Here is a 21,148-nt window from a genome sequence, read left to right as displayed (position 1 = left end):
GGGGCGGCTACTCGCCGGCCGGGTCGGGGGACGCGGTGGGGGCGTCGTCGCTGGTGGAGCGGGCGAGCTTGACGGTGGTGGCGCCGTCGGCGTCGAAGAGGCGGAGGCGACCGCCGTCGATCGAGGCCATCATCGCGTCGGCGAAGATCATCGGCAGGGCGACGCCGTCGCAGGCGATCATCGTGCTGGGGCCCGCGTCGACGGTCAGCGCGCCCTCGCCGTCGATCGACCACTCGCCCTGCACGCCGTTGCAGCCGTCGGAGCCGGTCCAGGTGCCGTCCTCGGCGAGGAGCAGGAACGGGACCTCGGGCGACTCGTAGGACACTCCCGTGACCCAGCGGCCGACGAGCTCGTCCGGCGCCGGGGCCGACGCGGCGTCCACTCCCGAGCCCTCGGAGCAGCCGGCGAGGCCGAGGGCGACGGCGGCCGCCGCGGCGACCGCGAGACCGGCGCGCACGCCCGTCATCGGCCGAGGAGCTTCTGCAGCTGCTCCAGCTCCTCCGGAGTGGGCTGCGCACCCGCGCCGGACCCGCCGCCGAGGCCGAAGCCCGAGCCGCCCGCGTTCGTGGACTGCGGGCCGGAGCTGATCGCCGCGTTCTCCGCGGCGCGCTTGGCCGGGTTGCCCGACTTGCTGCTCTTCTTCTTCTGCGGCTTCGGGCGGCCCTGGTAGCCGGCACCGGGGACGGGGCCCATGCCGGGGACGTTCGGCACGCCGCCCTTGGCGACGGTCTTCATCATCTTCGCGGCCTGGTCGAAGCGCAGGACGAGCTGGTTGACGTCGGTCACGGTCATGCCGGATCCGCGCGCGATGCGCAGGCGCCGCGAGCCGTTCAGCAGCTTCGGGTTCACCCGCTCGGCCTTGGTCATCGATTGGATGATCGCCTCGGTGCGGACGATCTCGCGCTCGTCGAACTGGTCGAGCTGCTCGCGCATGCCCTTCGCGCCGGGCAGCATGCCGATCATCTTCTTGATCGAGCCCATGTTGCGCAGCTGCTGCATCTGGCCGAGGAAGTCGTCGAGGGTGAACGTGTCCCCCATGATCTTCTCGGCGATCTTGCGCGCCTCGTCCTCGTCGAAGGCGCTCTGCGCCTGCTCGATGAGGGTGAGGACGTCACCGAGGTCGAGGATGCGGCTCGCCATGCGGTCCGGGTGGAACTGCTCGAAGTCGTCGAGGCCCTCGCCGGTGGACGCGAAGAGGATCGGGCGTCCGGTGAGCGAGGCGACCGACAGGGCCGCGCCGCCGCGGGCGTCGCCGTCGAGCTTGGAGAGGACGACGCCGGTGAAGTCGACGCCCTCCTGGAAGGCCTTCGCGGTGGCGACCGCGTCCTGGCCGATCATCGCGTCGATGACGAAGAGGACCTCGTCCGGGTTCGTCACCCGGCGGATGTCGGAGGCCTGCTTCATCATGTCCGCGTCGACGCCGAGGCGGCCGGCGGTGTCGATGATGACGGTGTCGTACTGCTTGTCGGTGGCGAACTTGATCGCGTTCTGCGCGACCTTCACCGGGTTGCCGACGCCGTTGCCGGGCTCGGGCGCGTAGACGGCGACGCCGGCCTGCTCGCCGACGACCTGCAGCTGCTGCACCGCGTTGGGGCGCTGGAGGTCGGCCGCGACGAGGAGCGGGGTGTGGCCGTCCTTGCCGAGGTACTTGCCGAGCTTGCCGGCGAGGGTCGTCTTTCCCGCGCCCTGGAGGCCGGCGAGCATGATGACCGTCGGCGGGCGCTTGGCGAACTCGAGGCGGCGCGACTGGCCGCCGAGGATCGCGACGAGCTCCTCGTTGACGATCTGCACGACCTGCTGCGCGGGGTTCAGCGCCTTGTTGACCTCGTCGCCGAGGGCGCGCTCCCGGATCTTGCCGGTGAACGCCTTGACGACGTCGAGCGCGACGTCGGCGTCGAGCAGCGCGCGCCGGATCTCGCGGACGGTGCCGTCGACGTCCGAGGCCGAGAGCTTGCCCTTCGTGCGCAGATTCTTGAAGGTCTCGACGAGTCGATCGGAGAGGGTGCCGAAAGTAGCCATGATGCCGGGAATTCTACCGGAGCCTTCCCGGAGGTCGGACGACGGCGGCCCGCGTCGATTAACTGTACCGAGTGCAGGAACTCGTCTAAGGTGGCCGGGTGATCGAGACACTGCTCGCGGGCGACGCCGCGGATCCCCTGGACTACCGCGACGGCTGGGAGCTGCAGCGCCGGCTGCACGGCGAGGTGGTCGCCGGTTCGCGGCCGGGCACGCTCGTGCTCTGCGAGCACGCCGCCGTGTACACGGCCGGCAAGCGCACGGAGGCGCACGAGCGGCCGGTCGACGGCTCCCCCGTGGTCGACGTCGACCGAGGCGGACGGCTGACCTGGCACGGGCCGGGGCAGCTGGTCGGCTATCCGATCGTGCGGCTGCGCGAGCCGGTGGACGTGGTCGCCTACGTCCGCTCGCTCGAGGGCGTGCTGATCGACGTGCTCGACGACCTCGGTGTCGCCGGGGTGCGGGTCGACGGGCGCTCGGGGGTCTGGATCCGCCGGGGCGAGGGCGCCGACAAGATCGCCGCGATCGGCATCCGGGTGGCGCACGGCGTCACGATGCACGGCTTCGCGCTCAATGTGTCGAACAGCCTGGAGCCCTACTCCCGGATCGTCGCGTGCGGCATCGCCGACGCCGGAGTGACCACCGTCGAGCGCGAGCGCGGCGAGGCGCCCTCGATGGCGGCGGTGCGCGCCCGGGTCGAGGCGCGGTTCCGGGAGGCGGCGCCCGCCTTCGCGGTCGTGGACGTCGTCGCAGGGGTCGCGGCGTGAGCGCCGAGACCGGCGGCCGGAAGCTGCTGCGCCTCGAGGTGCGCAACGCCGAGACGCCGATCGAGCGCAAGCCCGAGTGGATCAAGACCAAGGCCGTGATGGGCCCGGAGTTCCGGCAGCTGCAGTCGCTGGTGAAGGACGAGGAGCTCCACACCGTCTGCCAGGAGGCCGGCTGCCCGAACATCTTCGAGTGCTGGGAGGACCGCGAGGCGACCTTCCTGATCGGCGGCTCGCAGTGCACGCGGCGCTGCGACTTCTGCCAGATCGACACGGGCAAGCCCGCGGACTACGACGCCGACGAGCCGCGCCGGGTGGGCGAGTCGGTGGCGCGGATGAACCTGCGCTACGCGACCGTGACCGGGGTCGCCCGCGACGATCTGCCGGACGAGGGGTCCTGGCTGTACGCCGAGACGATCCGGCAGATCCACGCGCAGGCGCCCGGGACGGGCGTCGAGATCCTGGTCCCCGACTTCACCGGGCGCGCGGAGCACCTGCAGCGGGTGTTCGACGCCCGGCCGGAGGTGTTCGCGCACAACGTCGAGACGGTGCCGCGCATCTTCAAGCGGATCCGGCCGGCGTTCCGCTACGAGCGCTCGCTCGACGTGCTGACCCAGGGGCGCGACGCGGGGCTGATCACCAAGTCGAACCTCATCCTCGGCATGGGCGAGGAGCGCGAGGAGATCTCGCAGGCGCTCCAGGACCTGCACGACGCGGGCACCGACATCGTGACGATCACGCAGTACCTCCGCCCGACCCCGCGGCACCTGCCGGTGGACCGCTGGGTGCACCCGGAGGAGTTCGTCGCGATCAAGGAGGAGGCGGAGGACATCGGCTTCCTCGGCGTGCTGTCCGGGCCGCTGGTCCGCTCCTCCTACCGCGCCGGCCGCCTCTGGGCCCGCTCGATGGAGTCGAAGGGCCTGCCGGTTCCGGAGCACCTGCGCCACCTGGCCGACGCGGCCCTCGGCTTCTCCCAGGCGGTCTGACCCGCTCTCTCCGCGAGATGCCACTTGTGCACGCCTTGCACGGCGTGTCGCGTGCACAAGTGGCATCTCGCGGATGGGGTCCTGGGGACCCTTGCTGGTCGAGTAACCCCGCAGGGGCGTATCGAGACCCGTGAGCGTCAGCAGGGGTGGTCTGCAGACTCGCTGTCTGACGCTGGTGGATCTCGATACGCCCGCTCCGCGGGCTACTCGATCAGCAGAGGGGCCGGCATTCGAGAGGGCTGTTCGCCGAGTCGACCCGTCTCGGACCGTGGCCTGCCCGCAGAACCCGGTTCGCGTCCACTCGCGGCCCGGCCGTCGACGGTGACTCACGCTGCGTAGGCGTCTGAACTCCGTCGCGAGATGCCACTTGTGCGCGCGTTTCACGGCGTGTCGAGGGCGCAAGTGGCATCTCGCGGAGGGGGAGGGAGGGCTGCCCGGGTCAGGCGACGAGCTGGGCGGCGAAGACGTGGGGGGTGAAGCCGGTGAGGTCGTTGATGCCCTCGCCCTGACCGACGAGCTTGATGGGGATGCCGGTCTTCTCCTGGACGGCGAGGACGAAGCCGCCCTTGGCCGAGCCGTCGAGCTTGGTGATGACGAGGCCGGTGACGCCGGCGTGCTCGATGAAGGCCTGGGCCTGCATCAGGCCGTTCTGGCCGGTGGTCGCGTCGAGGACGAGCAGGATCTCGGAGATCGGCGCCTGCTTCTCGACGACGCGCTTGATCTTGCCGAGCTCGTCCATCAGGCCGCCCTTGGTGTGCAGGCGGCCGGCGGTGTCGATGATGACCATCTCGATGCCGTGGGTCTTCGCGTACTCGACGGTCTGGTAGGCGACGGAGGCCGGGTCCTGGCGCTCCTGCTGCGGCCGGACGATCTGCGCGTCGGCGCGTTGCGCCCAGGTGGCGAGCTGGTCGACCGCGGCGGCGCGGAAGGTGTCGGCGGCGCCGACCACGACGCTGCGGTCGAAGTTGCGGAGGAACTTGGCGAACTTGCCGATGGTCGTGGTCTTGCCGACGCCGTTGACGCCGACGACCAGGATGACCGCCGGGCGCTCGCTGAGCTTGAGGGTCGTGTCGTACTTGGAGAGGCGCTCCTCGAGCGACTCGCGGAGCATCCGCTGGAGGTCGCGCGGATCGGTCGTGTTGTAGCGGGCGACCTTGGCGCGGAGGTCCTCGACCATCTCCTCGGTGATGTCCGGCCCGAAGTCGGCGGTGATCAGGGCCGTCTCGAGGTCGTCCCAGGTCTGCTCGTCGATCGTGCGCTTCTCGAACAGGCCGCGGAGTGCGCGACCGAGCGACCAGGAGCTGCGTTCTGCCATGCGCCCAGGCTACCGGCGGGTGGACGTCCGATCTGCAGGCGATCCGCCCTTCGCGGCGCCTGGACCTGCGGCAGGACAGGCCTGCGGGCGGCATCGCCTGCGAATCGAACCCGGGCATCAGACCGCCGGCGCCTCCACGCGCTGACCGACCACGGCGGAGACGCCGTCCTGGCGCATCGAGACGCCGTAGAGGGCGTCGGCGATCTCCATCGTGCGCTTCTGGTGCGTGATGACGATCAGCTGACTCGACGTCCGGAGGTCCTGGAAGATGCTGAGCAGGCGGCCGAGGTTCGCGTCGTCGAGCGCAGCCTCCACCTCGTCCATGATGTAGAACGGGCTCGGCCGCGACTTGAAGATCGCGACCATGAAGGCCACCGCGGCGAGCGAGCGCTCGCCGCCGGAGAGCAGCGACAGCCGCTCGATCTTCTTGCCGGCCGGGCGCACCGCGACCTCGATGCCGGTGGTGAGCAGGTTCTCCGGGTCGGTGAGCCGGATGCTGCCGGTGCCGCCGGGGAAGAGCACCGGGAAGACGTCCGCGAAGGCGGCCTGGGTGTCGTCGAAGGCCGAGGCGAAGACCGTCTGCATGGTCTCGTCGAGCTCCTCGATGATGGTCAGCAGGTCGCGCCGCGTGTTGGTGAGGTCGGTCAGCTGCTCGGTGAGGAAGACGTGGCGCTGCTCGAGAGCCGCGAACTCCTCGAGGGCGAGCGGATTAACCCGGCCGAGCTGGCCGAGCTGCTTCTCGGCCTTGTCCAGCCGGCGGCGCTGCTCGTCGCGGACGAAGGGGCGCGCGGGCGCCTCGGCGTCGGTCTCCTCGGGGACCGGGACCTCGGGGCCGTACTCGGCGACCAGCACGTCCTCGACCAGTCCGAGCTCGGAGCCGGCGCGCTCCAGCAGCCCGGTGAGCTGCAGGCGCTTCTCGTAGATCTGCAGCTCCAGACCGTGCACGCTCTCTGTGACGCTCTGCAGCCGGTCGCGGAGCACGCCCTCCTCGCGGCGCAGCGCCTGGAGCTCCTCGTTCTGCTGCGAGCGCGCGGTCTCGGCGCGCAGCAGCTCGGCGCGCGACTGCTGCACCGAGCGGTCGACGGAGGCGAGCACCGCGGGGATCGCGCCGGTCACGTCGGCCGCGGCGTCGTGCTGGCGGCGGCGGATCACGGCGCGGCGGGCGGCTTCGTCGGCGGCGGCGCGGTCGGCGGCGAGCTGGCGCTCGAGCGACTCGCCGCGGGACTGCTCGGCCCGGACCCGCTCCTTGGCGGTCTCGACGCCGAGGCGCGCCTCGATCTCGCGCTCGCGCGCCGCGTCGACCTCGCGCTGGAGGCCGTCGCGGGCGCTGACGTCGAGGACCGGGCGCGGGCGCGAGCGGGCGACGTCCAGCTCGCCCTTCGCCTTCTGCGCCGCGGTCTCGGCGTCGCCGACCCGCTCGGTCGCGATGGTCAGGGCCTTCTCGCCGCGACCGAGCTCGGCGGTGGCGCCCTCGAGCTGCGCCCGCACCCGGCCGAGGCGCTCGGTGTGCGCGGCGCGGGCGGCGTCGTGCTCGCGCAGGGCGGCGAGGGCCAGGCGCGACTGCTCCTTCGCGGCACGGAGGGCGCCGGTCTGCTCGGCGAGGTCGAAGCGGAGGCGGTCGATCCGGCCCTCGATCTCCTCCAGCCGGCTCGCGGCCGCGTCGCGCTCGGAGACCAGCTCGAGGCGGCTGCGCTGCCCGCCCGCTCCCCCGCTGAGCACGGCGTCGGAGACGGAGGCGCCGTCGCGGGTGACCACGGTGACCGGGTGCTCGCCGCCGGCCAGGGCGGGCCAGAGCCGTCGGGCGGTGTCGAGGTCGTCGACGACGACGACCTGCTCGAGGAGGGCGAGGACGCCGTCGGGGCCGGTGACGAGATCGCGCGCGCGGGTCGCTCCCTCCGGAACCTCGATGGCGAGGGTGGGACGGGCGGCGTCGCCGATCAGCAGCTCGACCCGGCCGAGCTCGCGGCGGATCGCCTCGTCGAGCGCGGCCTCGGCGTGGGGCTGCGAGTCGGCGAGCACGGAGTCGGCGGCCGCGCCGAGGGCCGCCGCGATCGCCGCCTCGTAGCCGGGGCGGACCTGGATCCGCTCGGCGACGCGGCCACTGATGCCGTCGAGGCGGGTGGCGATCAGCTCGGCCGAGCCGTCCGAGACGTCGAGGGCGAGCGAGAGGGCGCTGCGGCGGGCGGCGAGTCCGTCGCGCTCGCGCTCCAGCGCGTGCAGCTCCTCGCGGAGCCGCTCGATCTCGCCCTCGGCCTCGAAGACCGAGGACTGGGCGAGCTCGTAGCCCTCGTCGAGAGTGCCGTCGGTGCCGCCGCCGGCCTCGCCGATCTCGTCCTCCAGCGCGTCGAGCTGGCGCTGGGCCGCCTCGCGGCGCTGGACGGCGGAGTCGAGGGTGTTCTGCGCGCGGAGGACCTCGCCGCGGACGGCGGCAAGGCGTGAGGCGGCGGTGTCGGCCTGGCCGGTGAGCTTGGACAGCTCGAGGTCGTGCCGGGAGACGAGCGCCGACTGCGCCGCGATCTCCTCGTCGGTCGCGTCCAGGGCGCCGCGAGCGCGCACCGTCGCCTTCTGCGAGTCGGTCCATGCGGTCTCGGCGTCGAGGACGGCGACCCGGAGGCGCTCCAGCTCGGCGCGCGCCTCCTCGACCATCGGCGCCGTGACGCGGGGCTGCACGGCGGGCTGCTCCGACTCCGCCTCGAGCAGGGCGAGGCGCTGGCCGGCGAGCGCCGCCAGATTGCGCAGCCGCTCCTGCACCGACTCGAGCTCGAAGGTGGTGCGCCGGGCGTCGTCGACCGCGTCGCCGACCATCTCGGACTCGATGCGGGCGGTGCGGAGCGTGCTCTGCTCGAGCCGCTCCTGCAGCACGAGGCGCTCGCTGTGCCGCTCGCTCTCGGTCCGGGCGAAGCCGTCGAGCGCGGTGCGGAGGGTGACGACGTCGTCGGCGAGCAGGCGCGCGCGGGCGTCGCGGACGACGGCGGCGATGGTCTGCGCCTGCCGGGCGACCTCCGCCTGGCGGCCGAGCGGCTTGAGCTGGCGGCGGATCTCGCCGGCGAGGTCGGAGAGGCGGGTCAGGTTCGCCTGCATGCCGTCGAGCTTGCGGAGGGTCTTCTCCTTGCGGCGGCGGTGCTTGAGGATGCCGGCCGCCTCCTCGATGAAGCCGCGGCGCTCCTCCGGAGTCGCGTGCAGGACGGCGTCGAGCTGGCCCTGGCCGACGATCACGTGCATCTCGCGGCCGAGACCGGAGTCGCTCAGCAGCTCCTGGACGTCGAGCAACCGGCAGGCGCGCCCGTTGATCGCGTACTCGCTGCCGCCGTTGCGGAACAGGGTGCGCTTGATCGTCACCTCGGTGTACTCGATCGGCAGCGCGCCGTCGGTGTTGTCGATGGTGAGCGCGACCTCCGCGCGGCCGAGCGGGCCGCGGGTGGAGGTGCCGGCGAAGATGACGTCCTCCATCTTGCCGCCGCGGAGGGTCTTCGCTCCCTGCTCCCCCATCACCCAGGCGAGAGCGTCGACGACGTTGCTCTTGCCGGAGCCGTTGGGCCCGACCACGCAGGTGACCCCGGGCTCGAAGGCGAACGTGGTCGGCTGCGCGAAGGACTTGAACCCCTTGAGGGTCAGGCTCTTCAGGTACACCCGGCCGCCTCGCTCCGCTCGAAAACGCTCCCTACGGTACTCGACAGGCTCCGTCGTGCCCCGGAACCGCGCGGTGCGGCCCGGCGGCGTGCACACTGGGGAGGTGACGAGCCCCACCGACCCCGCGCTCCGGATCCGCGAGCTGCCGATCCCCGAGCACCCGGGCGCCGAGGGCTGGGACGACTTCGTCACCCTCACCGCGATCGGCAACGCCGTCGAGGCCGAGGGCACCGGCACGGACGAGCTCGGCTTCCCCGCCGAGACGAACCTCGGCGAGTGGCGGCAGCAGGAGTTCGACCCGCGCCGCGCGTTCCTCGCCGAGGTCATGACGGACGACGGAGCCCGCGCGGTCGGCAGCGGCGAGCTGCACTGGAGCACCGAGGAGGGCGACGACGCGGCCTGGCTGGCGTTCTCCGTCCTCGCCGGGGAGCGCGGGCGCGGGGTCGGCTCCGCCCTGCTGGAGCGGCTGACGGCGGAGGCGCACGCGCTCGGGCGGACCGTGCTGCAGACCTGGACGGCGCACCGGGCCGACCGCAGGGGGCCGCGCCTGGCCGCGCGCTCCGGGGCGGGCTCCGTTCCGGCCGACGACCCCGGCGCGCGCTGGCTCGCCTCCCGCGGCTGGGTGCTGGAGCAGGTGGAGCGGGTCAGCGCGGTGCGGCTGCCGCTGGACCCGGTGCTCGCCGCGTCCCGGCGCCGCGGTGCCCTGGCGCACGCCGAGGGCTACGAGCTGCGGCACTGGAGCGGCGCGACCCCCGCGGAGCTCGTCGACGGGATGCTCGCCCTGCGCGCCAGCATGTCCGCGCAGGCGCCCACGGCCGGGCTGTCGGTGCCGGAGGAGACCTGGACCCGCGAGCGCCTCGAGGCGCACGACCGCGAGTCGACCGCCGGCGGGCGGGTGGAGCTGACCTCGGTCGCCCTGCACGAGGACCGGCCGGTCGGCTACTGCACCGTCGACGTGCTGCCCGGCCGCGCCGCGCTCTGGGGCGCGACGCTCGTGCAGCCGGCGCATCGTGGGCACCGGCTCGGCATGCTGCTCAAGCTCGACGCGCTCGAGCACCTGGCCGCGGCCGACCCCGACTGCCGTGCCGTCTACACCTGGAACGCGGAGGAGAACCGGCCGATGCTCGCCGTCAACGAGGCCGTGGGGTTCCGCGCGATCGCAGTGGAGGGCCAGTGGCGGCTCGACGAGGTGGCGCCGTGATCCCGCTGGTGGAGCCGGGGCCGGCGCTGAGCGCCGCCGAGCGCGAGCGCTTCGCCCGGCAGATCCGGCTGTCGCCGCTCGGCGAGCTCGGGCAGCGCCGCCTGCGGAACGCGCGGGTGCTCGTCCTCGGCGCGGGCGGCATCGGCTCCCCCGTGATCACGGCGGTCGCCGCGGCCGGAGTCGGGCATCTCGGGATCGTCGACGGCGACGTCGTCGAGGCGTCCAATCTCGCGCGTCAGACGGCGCACGACGAGTCGTCGATCGGCTCGTCGAAGGCGGAGTCCGCGGCGGCGACCGCGCGGCGGCTCTCCCCCGGGATCCACGTGCAGGCCTTCCCCGTCTCCTTCACCGGTGCGAACGCCGACGCGCTCGTCGCGGGCTGGGACGTGGTGGTCGACGGCTTCGACACCTTCGGCTCGCGCTACCTCGCCTCCGACGCGACGACCCGGGCCGGTGTCCCGCACGTCTGGGGGTCGGCGCTCGGCTTCGACGGGCAGCTGTCCACCTTCTGGGCGGCCGCGCCGGGCGGCGGGGTCACCCTGCGCGCCCTGCACCCCGGGGCCGAGGACGCGGCCGACAGCTGCGCGACCGTCGGGGTGCTCGGCTCGCTCTGCGCGGCGATCGGCTCGGCGATGGCGAGCGAGGTGGTGAAGCTCGTCACGGGCGTCGGCGAGCCGCTGTTCGGACGGGTGGTGGTGCACGACGCGCTGGACGGTTCGTGGAGCGAGCTGCCGCTGGCCCGCGCGGTGCCGCCGGTGGCTGCGGTGCTCGCCGTCGCGGGAGCGGTGACCGCCGACGAGCTGCGGGCGCGGCTCGTAGGGCCGACGCCGCCGACGGTCGTGGATCTGCGGGAGGACGACGAGGACCGCTCCGTCGCGATCCCCGGGGCCGTGCGGCTACCGATGTCGCGCTTCGATCCGGCGCTGCTGCCCGCGGGGCCGCTGGTGCTGCACTGCGCCTCGGGCGTGCGCTCGCGGATCGCGGCCGACCGCGCGGCGGCGGCGGGGATCGCCTCCGACTCGCTGCTCGGCGGGATGGTGGGCTGGCGCTGATCCGGTCGCCGGTCGGAGGTGCGATTCGCAGGTCTTCCGCGTTCCCCGCGCGTCTCGCCGTGCGGCGCGGCCGACCGGAGCCGAGATCTCCTGCACAACGGACAAGAGCCTGCACAACGGACAGGAGCCTGCAGAACGGACAGGAGCCTGCAGAGAGGCGAGAGGCGCGGGTTTCAGCCGCCGGCGAAGGGCGGCAGGACGTCGATCGAGGCGCCCGCGGGCAGCGGGGTGGCGCGGTCGGTGGTCGAGACGCCGTCGACCAGGTAGCTGCAGCGCGCGAGGACGTCGGCGGCGGACGGCGCGGAGGCGACGAGCTCCGCCTCCAGGGCGGCCAGGTCTGCGACGCCGTCGAGCTCGTCGGAGGCGCGCCCGAGGGCGGCCTTCGCCGCGGCGAAGTAGCGGACGCGCACGCTCAGCCGCCGATCGCGCTCATGGTGCGCTCGGGCTGCACGAAGCCGTCCCGGTTCATCTCGTGGCCGGCCGGCTTGGCCCACATCGCGCCGCGCCAGAGCTGGGCGACGTGGTGGTCGTCGGCGCCGGAGCGCATCGCGCCGAGCAGGTCGGTCTCCTCGTTGGAGAAGAGGCAGCTGCGGACGCCGCCCTCGGCGGTGAGCCGGGTGCGGCGGCAGTCGCCGCAGAACGCCTCGGTGACGGAGGCGATGATGCCGACCGTGCCGAGCAGCGCGTCGGAGCCGATCGCGCGGACGTCGAAGAGCTCGGCGGGCGCGCCGTCGCGGGGGGCGGCGTTGGGCGTGAGGACGAAGCGCTCCGAGAGCAGGTCGCGGATCATCGCCGCCGTGATCATCGTCGAGCGGTCCCAGCCGTGGTCGGCGTCGAGGGCCATCTGCTCGATGAAGCGGAGCTGGTGCCCTCCGGCGAGCGCCCAGGCGAGCAGCTCGGCCGCCTCGTGATCGTTGATCCCGGGCAGGAGCACCGCGTTGATCTTGGTCTGCTTGAGCCCCGCGGGGCCGAGCGCGTCGATGCCGGCGAGGACCCGGTCGAGGAAGGGGCGGCGGGTGACCTTCGCGAAGGTCTCGGCGCAGATGGAGTCGAGCGAGACGTTCACCCGGTCCAGGCCCGCGTCGGCGAGCGACTGCGCGCGGCCGGAGAGGCCGATCGCGTTGGTGGTCAGCGAGATCTCGGGGCGCGGCTCGATCGCGGCGACGTCGCGGATGATGTCGACGAGGTCCTTGCGCAGCAGCGGCTCACCGCCGGTGAAGCGGATCTGGCGGACGCCGAACTGCTCGACGGCGATGCGGGCGAGGCGGACGATCTCCTCGCGGTTCAGCAGCGAGGCGGGCGGCTGGAACGGCAGCCCCTCGGCCGGCATGCAGTAGGTGCAGCGGAGGTTGCAGCGATCGGTCAGCGAGATGCGCAGGTCGTCGGCGACGCGGCCGTAGCTGTCGAGCAGCAGCGGGGTCTCGGGCCGCTCGGCCGGGAGGACCGCACCGCGTGGGCGGGGCCGGATGCCGGGGATCCCGAGTGCTGTGCTCATCCGGACAGACTACGCGCCGGATCCGGGCCGGAGCGGGCAAGATGGAGACGTCCCTGCCGCCGGTCAGGAACGCCTCCGCCCCGTCAGGAACGCCCCGCGCCGTCAGGAGCGCTTTCGCCGGCCAGGACCTCCGAGAGGACCCGATGACCTCGATCGATCTGCACGCCGCCCGTGTGCGCGCGCTGCTCTCGCCGCTGGCCACCCGCGGCGCCCGCGAGACGCTGGCGCTCGCTCCGGCCTCCGTCGCGGCCGACCCGGGCGCGTACGACCGCCGGGTGCTCGCGCGCTCGGTCGACGCTCCGCTGGATCTGCCGCGCTTCGACAACTCGCAGATGGACGGCTTCGCGGTGCGTGCGGCGGACCTCGCCGCGGCGAGCGCCGGCAGCCCGGTCTCGCTGCCCGTGGCCGCACCGATCCCGGCCGGCGACCGCGCTCCTCGGCACGAGGCGGGCACCGCGGTGCCGATCATGACGGGCTCGCCGCTGCCGGCCGGGGCCGACGCCGTCGTCGCGATCGAGACCGTCGACCCCCCGCGCTTCCCCGCCCCGGGCAGCACCGACGCCCAGGTGGCGTTCTCGCGCCCCGTCGTCGCGGCGGCCTTCGTCCGCGCCCGGGGCAGCGACGCCAAGCAGGGCGAGCTCGCGCTGCCCGCCGGCACCGTCCTCCGCGCCGCGCACTACGGCCTGCTCGCCTCGCTCGGCCTGACCGAGGTCGAGGTGCTCCCCCGCGTCCGCGTGCTGGTCGTGCCGACCGGGCACGAGATCCGCGCGGCCGGCTCGGAGCTCGAGGACGCGCAGATCTACGACGCCAACGGCTCGCTGCTGGCCGAGGCGGTCCGCGAGGCCGGCGGCCTGCCGATCGTGGTGCCCTGCGGCAGCGACCGGGCGGAGGACCTCCTCGCGCTCCTCGACGCGCATGCGGCCGAGGCCGACCTCGCGATCACCGTCGGCGGTGTCAGCGCGGGCGCCTACGAGGTCGTCCGCGACGCGCTCGGGGCGGCCGGCTCGGAGTTCGGCCACGTCGCCGTGCAGCCGGGCGGACCGCAGGGCCTCGGGCTCGTCCGGGTCCGCGACGACCTGCACCTGCCGATCGTGTCGCTGCCGGGCAACCCGGTGAGCGCCCTGGTCTCGTTCGAGCTGTTCCTGCGGCCCGTGCTCCGCTCGCTCGCCGGCCGGCTGCCGGCCGAGCGTCCGCGGCTGCGTGCCCGGCTGGCCACGCCGCTCGACTCCCCCGGGCACCTGCACCAGATCCGGCGCGGCACCCTCGACGACGAAGGGCTCGTGCACGCCGTCGGCGGCCCGAGCTCGCACCTGCTCGCGTCCTACGCTCGATCGAACGTGCTCATCCACGTCCCGATCGGGACCGAGCACGCCGCGACCGGAGACACGGTCGAGATCTGGAGGATCGATGACTGACACGACGGACACGACCGGAAGCGGCGGGACGGCCGACGGCACCGAGCTGACCCACGTCCGCGGCGACGGCGCCGTGCACATGGTCGACGTCGGCGGCAAGCAGGTCACCTCGCGGGTCGCGGTCGCGGAGGGGTTCGTCGAGACGACCCCCGACGTCGTCCGCCTCCTCGTGCAGGGCGAGCTGCCCAAGGGCGAGGCGCTCGGCGTCGCGCGCATCGCCGGGATCATGGGCGCCAAGGCCACCTCCGCGCTGATCCCGCTCTGCCACCCGCTGGTGCTCGACGGCGTCGACATCGACCTCGAGCCCGGCGACGACCGGGTCCGGATCGAGGCGCGCGTGCGCACGAGTGGCCGCACCGGCGTCGAGATGGAGGCGCTCACCGCGGTCAGCGTCGCCGCGCTCACCGTCTACGACATGATCAAGGCCGTCGACCGCGGCGCCGTCATCACCGGGATCCGCGTCCTGGCGAAAGAGGGCGGCAGGAGCGGCTCGTGGAGCCGGTCGTGAGCCGCACCGCGGTCGCGGTGGTCGCCTCCACCCGCGCCGCGTCCGGCGTCTACGAGGACCGCACCGGTCCGGCGCTGCTGACCTGGTTCGAGAGCCGCGGCTGGAGCGGCCGCGTGGTCGTCGTCGCCGACGGCGACGCGGTGGGCGAGGCGATCTCCGACGCCCTCTCGGCCGGCATCGACGTGGTGATCACCACCGGCGGCACCGGCGTCGCACCGAGCGACGTCACTCCGGAGCAGACCGCGCCGCTGCTCGAGCGCGAGCTGCCCGGACTCGCGGAGGCGATCCGCGCCCGCGGCGCCGCGCACGTCCCCACTGCCGTGCTCAGCCGCGGGCGCGCGGGGGTCAGCGGCCGGAGCGTGATCGTCAATCTGCCCGGCTCCCCCGGCGGCGTCCGCGACGGCATCGAGGTGCTCGAGCCGATCATCGGTCACGTGCTCGACCAGCTGGGCGGGGGCGACCATGTCCGCTGATCCCGTCGCCCTGGCCCGGATCGCCCGCGACCCCGTCACCGTCGACGAGTGCGAGCACGCCGTCGAGTCGCCGACCCACGGCGCCGTCGTCACCTTCGCCGGAATCGTCCGCGACCACGACGAGGGACGCGGGGTGCTCCGGCTCTCCTACGAGGCGCACCCCGAGGCGCCTGCCGCACTGCTCGCCTCGGTCCGGCGGATCGCCGAGCGGTTCCCGGAGGTGCGCGTCGCCGCGGTGCACCGGGTCGGCGACCTCGTGGTCGGCGACCTCGCGCTCGCCTGCGCCGTCGCCTCCGCCCACCGCGCCGCGGCCTTCGAGGCCTGCGCGGCCCTGGTCGACGACATCAAGGCGACCGTGCCGATCTGGAAGGAGCAGTCGTTCGTCGACGGCAGCTCGGAGTGGGTCGCGTCGCTCGGCTGAGCCTCCGCGGCGGGCTCGGAAACACGAGCGTCACACGTCTGGGGTTCACTGGACGGAGCGCGCCGTCGGCGCACCGAGCGGAGGGCGCGGCATGGACCTGAACACGATCCAGCGCGTGCGCGTCGTCCGCGAGCGCGCCGAGCTGGCCTCGATGGGTCCGCGCACCGCGGTGATCGGCGGCGGGTCCTGGGTGTTCTCGCTCCCGCACGACCACCTCGACGAGCTGCTCGACCTGCAGGGCTTCGGCTGGGAGCCGTACCGCGAGACGGCGGACGGCCTCTCGATCGCGGCGACCTGCACGCTCGCCGAGCTGTCGGCCATGCCGGACGGTGGTCGGCCCGCGCACCCGCTCTTCTTCCAGTGCTGCACGGCACTGCTGGGCTCGTTCAAGATCTGGAACGTCGCGACGGTCGGCGGCAACATCGCCAACGCGCTCCCGGCCGGGCCGATGATCAGCCTCGCTGCGGCGCTCGACGCCGAGGCGCTGGTCTGGCGAGCGGACGGCTCCGACGCTCTCGTGCCGGTGGCCGAGCTGGTGACCGGCAACATGACGACCTCGCTCGGGCACGGCGACGTGGTCCGCTCGATCGAGTTCCCGCGCCGGGCGCTGGCGGCGCGGACGGCGTACCGGAAGATCGCGCTGTCGCCGCTCGGGCGCTCCGGAGCGCTCGTCATCGGCCGGGTGGACGCTGACGGGGCGTTCGTGCTCACGGTGACGGCCGCGACGATCCGTCCCGAGGTGCTCCGCTGGCCGGCGCTCCCCTCCTCCGCAGAGCTCGACAGCGCGATCGGCGGGATCACGACCTGGTTCACCGATCCGCACGGGGCGGCCGACTGGCGGCGCGCGGTGGTGGGCGTGCTGGCCGAGGAGATCCGCGGCGAGCTGGACGGCACGGGCGAGCCGGAGCCGATCACCGAGCCTGCCCCGACCGCGGGAGGCGCCGCATGAGATTCACCGTCAACGGCGAGCCGGTCGACGCGTCGCCCCGCCCCGGCCAGGTGCTGCGGACGCTGCTGCGCGACCACGAGCACTTCGAGGTCAAGAAGGGCTGCGACGCGGGCGACTGCGGCGCCTGCTCGGTGCTCGTCGACGGCACGCCCTTCCACTCCTGCCTCTACCCCGCGCACCGCATCGAGGGGCGCGAGGTCACCACCGCCGCGGGACTCGGCACTCCGGAGGAACCCGGCGCGGTGCAGCAGTCGTTCGTCGACCACGCCGCGTTCCAGTGCGGCTTCTGCACAGCGGGCATGGTCGTCACTGCGAGCGCCCTCGAGGGGGCGCGCGAGGAGGACCTCCCCCGCCTGATGAAGGGCAACCTCTGCCGCTGCACCGGCTACCGGCCGATCCGCGAGGCCGTGTCCGAGCACGTCTGCGAGCCGCCCACCGGGCTGACCCCCGTGCGCCGCACCGGGCGCACCTCCGCCGACGAATCGCGGGTGGGGCGCTCCCTCGGCGCCCCGGCCGGCCGCCGCATCGTCTCCGGCCAGGAGCCGTACACGCTCGACGTCGCCGTGCCCGGGCTGCTGCACCTCAAGGTGCTGCAGAGCCCGCACGCGCACGCCCGCATCCTCTCGATGGACACCGCGGTCGCCGCGACGATGCCCGGCGTCGTCGCCGTGCTGACGGCCGCGGACGTGCCGGACATCCTCTACTCCACCGCGCGGCACGAGTCGCGACTGGACGACCCGGACGACACCCGGATGCTCGACACCGTCGTGCGCTTCCGCGGCCAGCGGGTCGCTGTCGTCGTCGCCGAGTCGGTCGGAGTGGCCGAGGCCGCCTGCCGGGCGATCGAGGTCGAGTACGAGCTGCTGCCCGCGGTCTTCGACCCGGAGGAGGCGCGCGCACCGGGCGCCCCGCTCCTGCATGGGGACAAGGACCCGATCGCCTCGCGCATCGCCGACCCCGGCTCGAACGTGGTCGCCGAGCTGCACGGCGAGTACGGCGACGTCGCCGCCGGCCTCGCCGAGGCGGACGTCGTGATCGAGGGCCGGTGGACGACCTCCCGCGTCGCGCACACCGCGCTGGAGACCCACGGCACGATCGGCTGGCTCGAGGGCGACGAGCTGGTGCTGCGCACCTCCACCCAGGTGCCGTTCCTCGTCCGGGACGAGATCGCGCGGATCTTCGACCGCGACCCCGCGAGCGTGCGGGTGTTCACCGCGCGGGTCGGCGGAGGCTTCGGCGGCAAGCAGGAGATCCTCACCGAGGACGTCGTCGCGCTGGCCGTGCTGGCGACCGGGCGGCCGGTGCAGTTCGAGTTCACCCGCTCCGACGAGTTCACGATGGCGCCCTGCCGGCACCCGATGCGGGTCGACGTGACCCTCGGCGCGCACCGCGACGGGCGGCTGACCGCGCTGAGCGTCGACGTGCTCTCCGACACCGGCGCCTACGGCAACCACGGCCCCGGCGTGATGTTCCACGGCACCTCGGAGTCGGTCGCGACCTACACGGCGCCGAACAAGCGCGTCGACGCGCAGGCCGTCTACACGAACAACCTGCCCTCGGGCGCGTTCCGCGGCTACGGCCTCGGCCAGGTGATCTTCGGCATCGAGTCGGCGATGGACGAGCTCGCCGGCGAGCTGGGCATCGACCCGTTCGAGCTGCGGCGGATCAACGCGGTGAAGCCGGGAGAGCCGCTCGTGGTGACCCATGTGGAGGGCGACGACATCGGCTTCGCCTCCTACGGGCTCGACCAGTGCCTCGATCTCGCGGAGGCGGCGCTCGATCGCGCGACCGGGGCCGCTGCCCCCGAGGGACCGGGCTGGAGCACCGGGCGCGGCATGGCGGTCGCGATGATCGCGACGCTGCCCCCGCGCGGCCACTTCTCGGAGGCGACCGTGTCGGTCGACGCCGAGGGCGTGCTCACCATCGGAGTGGGCACCGCGGAGTTCGGCAACGGGACGACGACCGTGCACACGCAGCTCGTCGCGAGTGCCTTCGGGGCCTCGGCGGACCGGGTGCGGATCCGCCAGTCGGACACCGCCGCGGCCCGGTACGACACGGGCGCGTTCGGTTCGGCGGGGACGGTGGTGGCCGGCAAGGCCGTGTACAGCGCGGCGCTGCGGCTCCTCGCCGACCTGCGCTCGCTGGCGAAGCGGCTCACCGGTCACGACGGGAGCGAGTTCGAGCCGGACGACGAGGGGCTCCTCGCCGCCGACGGCACGCGGGTGAGCTACGCGGACCTGGTGCTCGCGGCCGGCGGGCCGGTGTCGGCGATCGGCAGCGAGGACGGCGCGCAGCGCTCGCTCGCCTTCAACGTGCAGGGCTTCCGCGTCGCGGTGCACGCGCCGACCGGCGAGGTGCGGATCCTGCAGTCGGTGCAGGCGGTCGACGCGGGCTTCGTGATCAATCCGGCGCAGCTCCGCGGGCAGGTCGAGGGCGGCGTCGCCCAGGCGATCGGCTCGGCGCTGTACGAGGAGGTGATCCTCGACGGCGAGGGCACCGTGACCACGGCGATCCTGCGGAACTACCACATCCCGCAGATGGCCGACGTGCCGCCGACCGAGGTCTACTTCGCGGATACGGCGGACGACCTGGGCCCGTTCGGCGCGAAGTCGATGAGCGAGGCGCCCTACAACCCGGTGGCCCCCGCCCTCGCCAGCGCCGTTCGCGACGCCGTCGGCGTCCGGCCGCACGCCCTGCCCGTCTCCCGCGACCGCGTCTGGCGCCTGCTGCACCCCGACGCGGCTCCCGTGCCGACGGTCGACGCGGGCGCACCCCCCGGCTGACCTCGGACGCGCCTCGCGCCGACCGCGGACGCGACTCACCATGCTGGTCGAGTAGCCCCGCAGGGGCGTATCGAGACCCCCCCACCGCCAGCACGCGGTGTCTGCAGACCCCCCTGCTGACGATCGTGGATCTCGATACGCCCGCTCCGCGGGCTACTCGATCAACAAAGAGGCGACCCTCCATGGAATCGCCAGCGCCTCAATGCTGGTCGAGTAGCCGCGCAGCGGCGTATCGAGACCCACGCTCGTCAGCGCGCCGGGCCTGCAGACCGCCCCGCGGACGACAACGGATCTCCTTGGAAGACACGCCCGCAGACATGCTGGTCGAGTAGCCCCGCAGGGGCGTATCGAGACCCGCCACCACCAGCAGGGCGGGTCTGCAGACTCGCGTTCTGACGGTGGTGGATCTCGATACGCCCGCTTCGCGGGCTACTCGATCAGCGAAGGAGGGCGGGCCGCCGCGCGGGCCGCTCCCTCGGCGGCGGAGGGTGGTCCGCGATCCGGGCCGTGCTCAGTCAGACGCGCGAGGCCAGCTCCGCGCTCGCGGCCGCGACCTCCCGGGCGATCGCGTCCTCGTCTGCGCCGACGAGGTGCCCGTCCGCGACCACGGGCCGCCCGTTCACGAGCAGCAGCGTCAGCGGCGGCTGCGCGCCGAGAGCGAGGGCCGCGACCGGGTCGGCGATGCCGGCGTGCTCGATCCCGTCGATCCGCCAGAGCGCCAGGTCGGCGAGCTTGCCCACCTCGATCGAGCCGATCTCGTCCTGGCGGCCGAGCACGCGCGCGCCGCCGATCGTCGCGATCGAGAGCGCCTGCCGGGCGCTCATCCGGTCGGCGCCGGCGCGCAGCCGGTTCATCAGCACGGCCGCGCGGATCTCGGAGCCGAGCTGCCCGGACTCGTTCGAGGCCGCGCCGTCCACGCCCAGCCCGACCGGAGCCCCGGCAGCCAGCAGCTGCGGGATCGGCGCGATGCCCGCCGCGAGCCGCGCGTTCGACGAGGGGCAGTGCGCGACTCCGGTGCCCGTCGCGGCGAACTTCGCGATCGCGTCGTCGTCGAGGTGCACGCCGTGCGCCATCCAGACGTCGTCGCCGAGCCAGCCGAGCGACTCCAGGTAGTCCGTGGGCGACATCCCGAAGGCCTCGCGGGTGTAGGCGTCCTCCTCGACCGTCTCGGAGCCGTGCGTGTGCAGGCGCACCCCGAGCTGCCGGGCGAGGACCGCCGACTCGCTCAGCAGATCCGGTGTCACCGAGAACGGCGAGCACGGCGCGATCGCGACGCGCACCATCGCGTCGAACGAGGCGTCGTGGTACCGCTCGACGGCTTCGCCGCTCGCCTGCAGCGCCGCGGCGGTCGTCTCGACCGCGAAGTCCGGCGGGAGCCCGCCCTGCGACTCGCCGAGGTCCATCGAGCCGCGCGTCGCGTGCAGCCGCAGGCCCAGCGTGGTGGCGGCGTCCACGATGCCGCCGACGATGTCGCCGGAGCCGCGCGGGAAGACGTAGTGGTGGTCGCCCACGGTGCTGCAGCCCGAGCGGGCGAGCACCCCCATCGCACCGAGCGAGGCGGACCGGGTGAGGTCGGCGTCGATCCGCGACCAGGCCGGGTACAGCGCGACGAGCCAGTCGAAGAGGATCGAGTCCTGCGCCCAGCCGCGGGTCAGCCACTGGTACAGGTGGTGGTGGGTGTTGACGAGCCCGGGGGTGAGCAGGTGGCCGCGGCCGTCGACGCGGGTGAGCACGATCGGCTCCGCGGACGGGAGCCCGGTCGGTGCCCGGCCGTCGAGCGCCCAGGCGGGCGGCTCTCCCGCGCCGACGGCGACGATCCGCCGGTCGTCGACGACCACGTGGCCGCCGGGGTGCTCGGCCCCGGCGGCGTCGACGGTGGCGACGTGGGCTCCGGTGATGACGTGGCGCTGCATCCTCCGAGCATGGCAGCACGGTGTTTCGCGGTCGTTTCCCGCGGATCCCGGACGTGACCCGGCGAGCGCCCCGAGCGAGCGCGCAGGCGGAAGCCACCGACGTCGGTGCACGTGGCCCTGCTCGACGTCCGGCGCCGAGACCGGGAGGCCTTGCTCCTCGTGACTCGAGGCTGCGCTCGGGGCCGAGCGGACGATGGCGGCGGAGGTGGATCCCCCAGCCTTCGCCG

General features: G+C 73.8%; 17 protein-coding genes. 10 read left to right on the top strand and 7 right to left on the bottom strand.

Annotated elements, in window-relative coordinates:
* Positions 1-7 precede the first annotated feature (7 nt).
* Together EDF17_RS06435 and ffh are read right to left on the bottom strand one after the other, a co-directional pair.
* Positions 8-466, bottom strand: a complete 459-nt coding sequence (locus EDF17_RS06435; protein ID WP_123445709.1) for an META domain-containing protein — start codon at positions 464-466, stop codon at positions 8-10.
* Complete coding sequence (ffh, locus tag EDF17_RS06430) at positions 463-2,019, bottom strand: signal recognition particle protein (protein ID WP_123445708.1); 1,557 nt, start codon at positions 2,017-2,019, stop codon at positions 463-465. Before ffh ends, EDF17_RS06435 begins: the two co-directional genes overlap by 4 nt.
* Positions 2,020-2,117: 98 nt before the next feature.
* Here ffh and lipB point away from each other — a divergent pair, with 98 nt between their 5' ends.
* Both lipB and lipA read left to right on the top strand, forming a co-directional pair.
* Positions 2,118-2,783 carry a lipoyl(octanoyl) transferase LipB gene (gene lipB / locus EDF17_RS06425; RefSeq protein ID WP_123445707.1) on the top strand — a complete coding sequence of 222 codons (666 nt, stop codon included), beginning with the start codon at positions 2,118-2,120 and terminating at the stop codon, positions 2,781-2,783.
* Positions 2,780-3,766 (top strand): lipoyl synthase, encoded by a 987-nt coding sequence (gene lipA / locus EDF17_RS06420; protein WP_185019956.1) that lies wholly within the window; start codon positions 2,780-2,782, stop codon positions 3,764-3,766. The genes lipB and lipA overlap by 4 nt, the downstream gene beginning before the upstream one ends.
* Before the next feature lie 439 nt (positions 3,767-4,205).
* Here the strand turns inward: lipA and ftsY are convergent, their stop codons facing one another.
* Both ftsY and smc read right to left on the bottom strand, forming a co-directional pair.
* Complete coding sequence (gene ftsY, locus EDF17_RS06415) at positions 4,206-5,081, bottom strand: signal recognition particle-docking protein FtsY (protein WP_123445706.1); 876 nt, start codon at positions 5,079-5,081, stop codon at positions 4,206-4,208.
* Between the two features lie 117 nt (positions 5,082-5,198).
* Complete coding sequence (smc, locus tag EDF17_RS06410) at positions 5,199-8,711, bottom strand: chromosome segregation protein SMC (protein ID WP_123445705.1); 3,513 nt, start codon at positions 8,709-8,711, stop codon at positions 5,199-5,201.
* 103 nt (positions 8,712-8,814) lie between these two features.
* Here smc and EDF17_RS06405 point away from each other — a divergent pair, with 103 nt between their 5' ends.
* Entirely contained in the window at positions 8,815-9,912 is a 1,098-nt protein-coding gene (locus EDF17_RS06405; RefSeq protein WP_133671924.1) for a GNAT family N-acetyltransferase, read from the top strand.
* Complete coding sequence (locus EDF17_RS06400) at positions 9,909-10,964, top strand: HesA/MoeB/ThiF family protein (RefSeq protein WP_123445703.1); 1,056 nt, start codon at positions 9,909-9,911, stop codon at positions 10,962-10,964. The genes EDF17_RS06405 and EDF17_RS06400 overlap by 4 nt, the downstream gene beginning before the upstream one ends.
* A gap of 173 nt (positions 10,965-11,137) precedes the next feature.
* Here EDF17_RS06400 and EDF17_RS06395 read toward each other — a convergent pair whose 3' ends face one another.
* Together EDF17_RS06395 and moaA are read right to left on the bottom strand one after the other, a co-directional pair.
* The gene (locus EDF17_RS06395; RefSeq protein WP_208110574.1) at positions 11,138-11,374 is read right to left on the bottom strand and encodes a MoaD/ThiS family protein; all 237 of its coding nucleotides are present in this window, start codon (positions 11,372-11,374) and stop codon (positions 11,138-11,140) included.
* A gap of 2 nt (positions 11,375-11,376) precedes the next feature.
* Entirely contained in the window at positions 11,377-12,459 is a 1,083-nt protein-coding gene (gene moaA / locus EDF17_RS06390) for a GTP 3',8-cyclase MoaA (RefSeq protein WP_123445702.1), read from the bottom strand.
* 143 nt (positions 12,460-12,602) lie between these two features.
* Here moaA and glp point away from each other — a divergent pair, with 143 nt between their 5' ends.
* The 6 genes from glp (at position 12,603) to EDF17_RS06360 (ending at position 19,008) form a co-directional block, all read left to right on the top strand.
* Positions 12,603-13,874 (top strand): gephyrin-like molybdotransferase Glp, encoded by a 1,272-nt coding sequence (gene glp / locus EDF17_RS06385; protein ID WP_123445701.1) that lies wholly within the window; start codon positions 12,603-12,605, stop codon positions 13,872-13,874.
* Positions 13,867-14,382: a cyclic pyranopterin monophosphate synthase MoaC gene (gene moaC, locus EDF17_RS06380; protein WP_123445700.1), complete on the top strand. Its 516-nt coding sequence runs from the start codon at positions 13,867-13,869 to the stop codon at positions 14,380-14,382. The genes glp and moaC overlap by 8 nt, the downstream gene beginning before the upstream one ends.
* Positions 14,379-14,855: a molybdenum cofactor synthesis domain-containing protein gene (locus EDF17_RS06375; protein ID WP_123446009.1), complete on the top strand. Its 477-nt coding sequence runs from the start codon at positions 14,379-14,381 to the stop codon at positions 14,853-14,855. Before moaC ends, EDF17_RS06375 begins: the two co-directional genes overlap by 4 nt.
* Positions 14,845-15,276, top strand: coding sequence for a molybdenum cofactor biosynthesis protein MoaE (locus EDF17_RS06370; RefSeq protein ID WP_123445699.1), 432 nt, complete (start codon positions 14,845-14,847; stop codon positions 15,274-15,276). The genes EDF17_RS06375 and EDF17_RS06370 overlap by 11 nt, the downstream gene beginning before the upstream one ends.
* Positions 15,277-15,367: 91 nt before the next feature.
* The gene (locus EDF17_RS06365; RefSeq protein WP_123445698.1) at positions 15,368-16,225 is read left to right on the top strand and encodes an FAD binding domain-containing protein; all 858 of its coding nucleotides are present in this window, start codon (positions 15,368-15,370) and stop codon (positions 16,223-16,225) included.
* On the top strand, positions 16,222-19,008 hold the full coding sequence (locus EDF17_RS06360) for a molybdopterin-dependent oxidoreductase (protein ID WP_123445697.1): 2,787 nt from the start codon (positions 16,222-16,224) through the stop codon (positions 19,006-19,008). Before EDF17_RS06365 ends, EDF17_RS06360 begins: the two co-directional genes overlap by 4 nt.
* 515 nt (positions 19,009-19,523) lie before the next feature.
* On the opposite strand, the gene EDF17_RS06355 is transcribed toward EDF17_RS06360, so the two are convergent.
* The gene (locus EDF17_RS06355; RefSeq protein ID WP_123445696.1) at positions 19,524-20,921 is read right to left on the bottom strand and encodes an 8-oxoguanine deaminase; all 1,398 of its coding nucleotides are present in this window, start codon (positions 20,919-20,921) and stop codon (positions 19,524-19,526) included.
* Positions 20,922-21,148: the final 227 nt, after the last annotated feature.

Source organism: Rathayibacter sp. PhB1, assembly GCF_004362935.1.
In the GTDB taxonomy this organism is placed as follows: domain Bacteria; phylum Actinomycetota; class Actinomycetes; order Actinomycetales; family Microbacteriaceae; genus Rathayibacter; species Rathayibacter festucae.
The sequence above is the reverse complement of the archived record's forward strand: the minus strand, read 5'-3'. Positions and strand labels throughout refer to the sequence as shown.

Bases quoted from the DNA above. Each gene is read 5' to 3' on its own strand.
- EDF17_RS06435 (WP_123445709.1), bottom strand. From the start codon at position 466: ATGACGGGCGTGCGCGCCGGTCTCGCGGTCGCCGCGGCGGCCGCCGTC.
- ffh (WP_123445708.1), bottom strand. From the start codon at position 2,019: ATGGCTACTTTCGGCACCCTCTCCGATCGACTCGTCGAGACCTTCAAG.
- ftsY (WP_123445706.1), bottom strand. From the start codon at position 5,081: ATGGCAGAACGCAGCTCCTGGTCGCTCGGTCGCGCACTCCGCGGCCTG.
- moaA (WP_123445702.1), bottom strand. From the start codon at position 12,459: ATGAGCACAGCACTCGGGATCCCCGGCATCCGGCCCCGCCCACGCGGT.
- glp (WP_123445701.1), top strand. From the start codon at position 12,603: ATGACCTCGATCGATCTGCACGCCGCCCGTGTGCGCGCGCTGCTCTCG.
- moaC (WP_123445700.1), top strand. From the start codon at position 13,867: ATGACTGACACGACGGACACGACCGGAAGCGGCGGGACGGCCGACGGC.
- EDF17_RS06370 (WP_123445699.1), top strand. From the start codon at position 14,845: ATGTCCGCTGATCCCGTCGCCCTGGCCCGGATCGCCCGCGACCCCGTC.
- EDF17_RS06365 (WP_123445698.1), top strand. From the start codon at position 15,368: ATGGACCTGAACACGATCCAGCGCGTGCGCGTCGTCCGCGAGCGCGCC.
- EDF17_RS06360 (WP_123445697.1), top strand. From the start codon at position 16,222: ATGAGATTCACCGTCAACGGCGAGCCGGTCGACGCGTCGCCCCGCCCC.
- EDF17_RS06355 (WP_123445696.1), bottom strand. From the start codon at position 20,921: ATGCAGCGCCACGTCATCACCGGAGCCCACGTCGCCACCGTCGACGCC.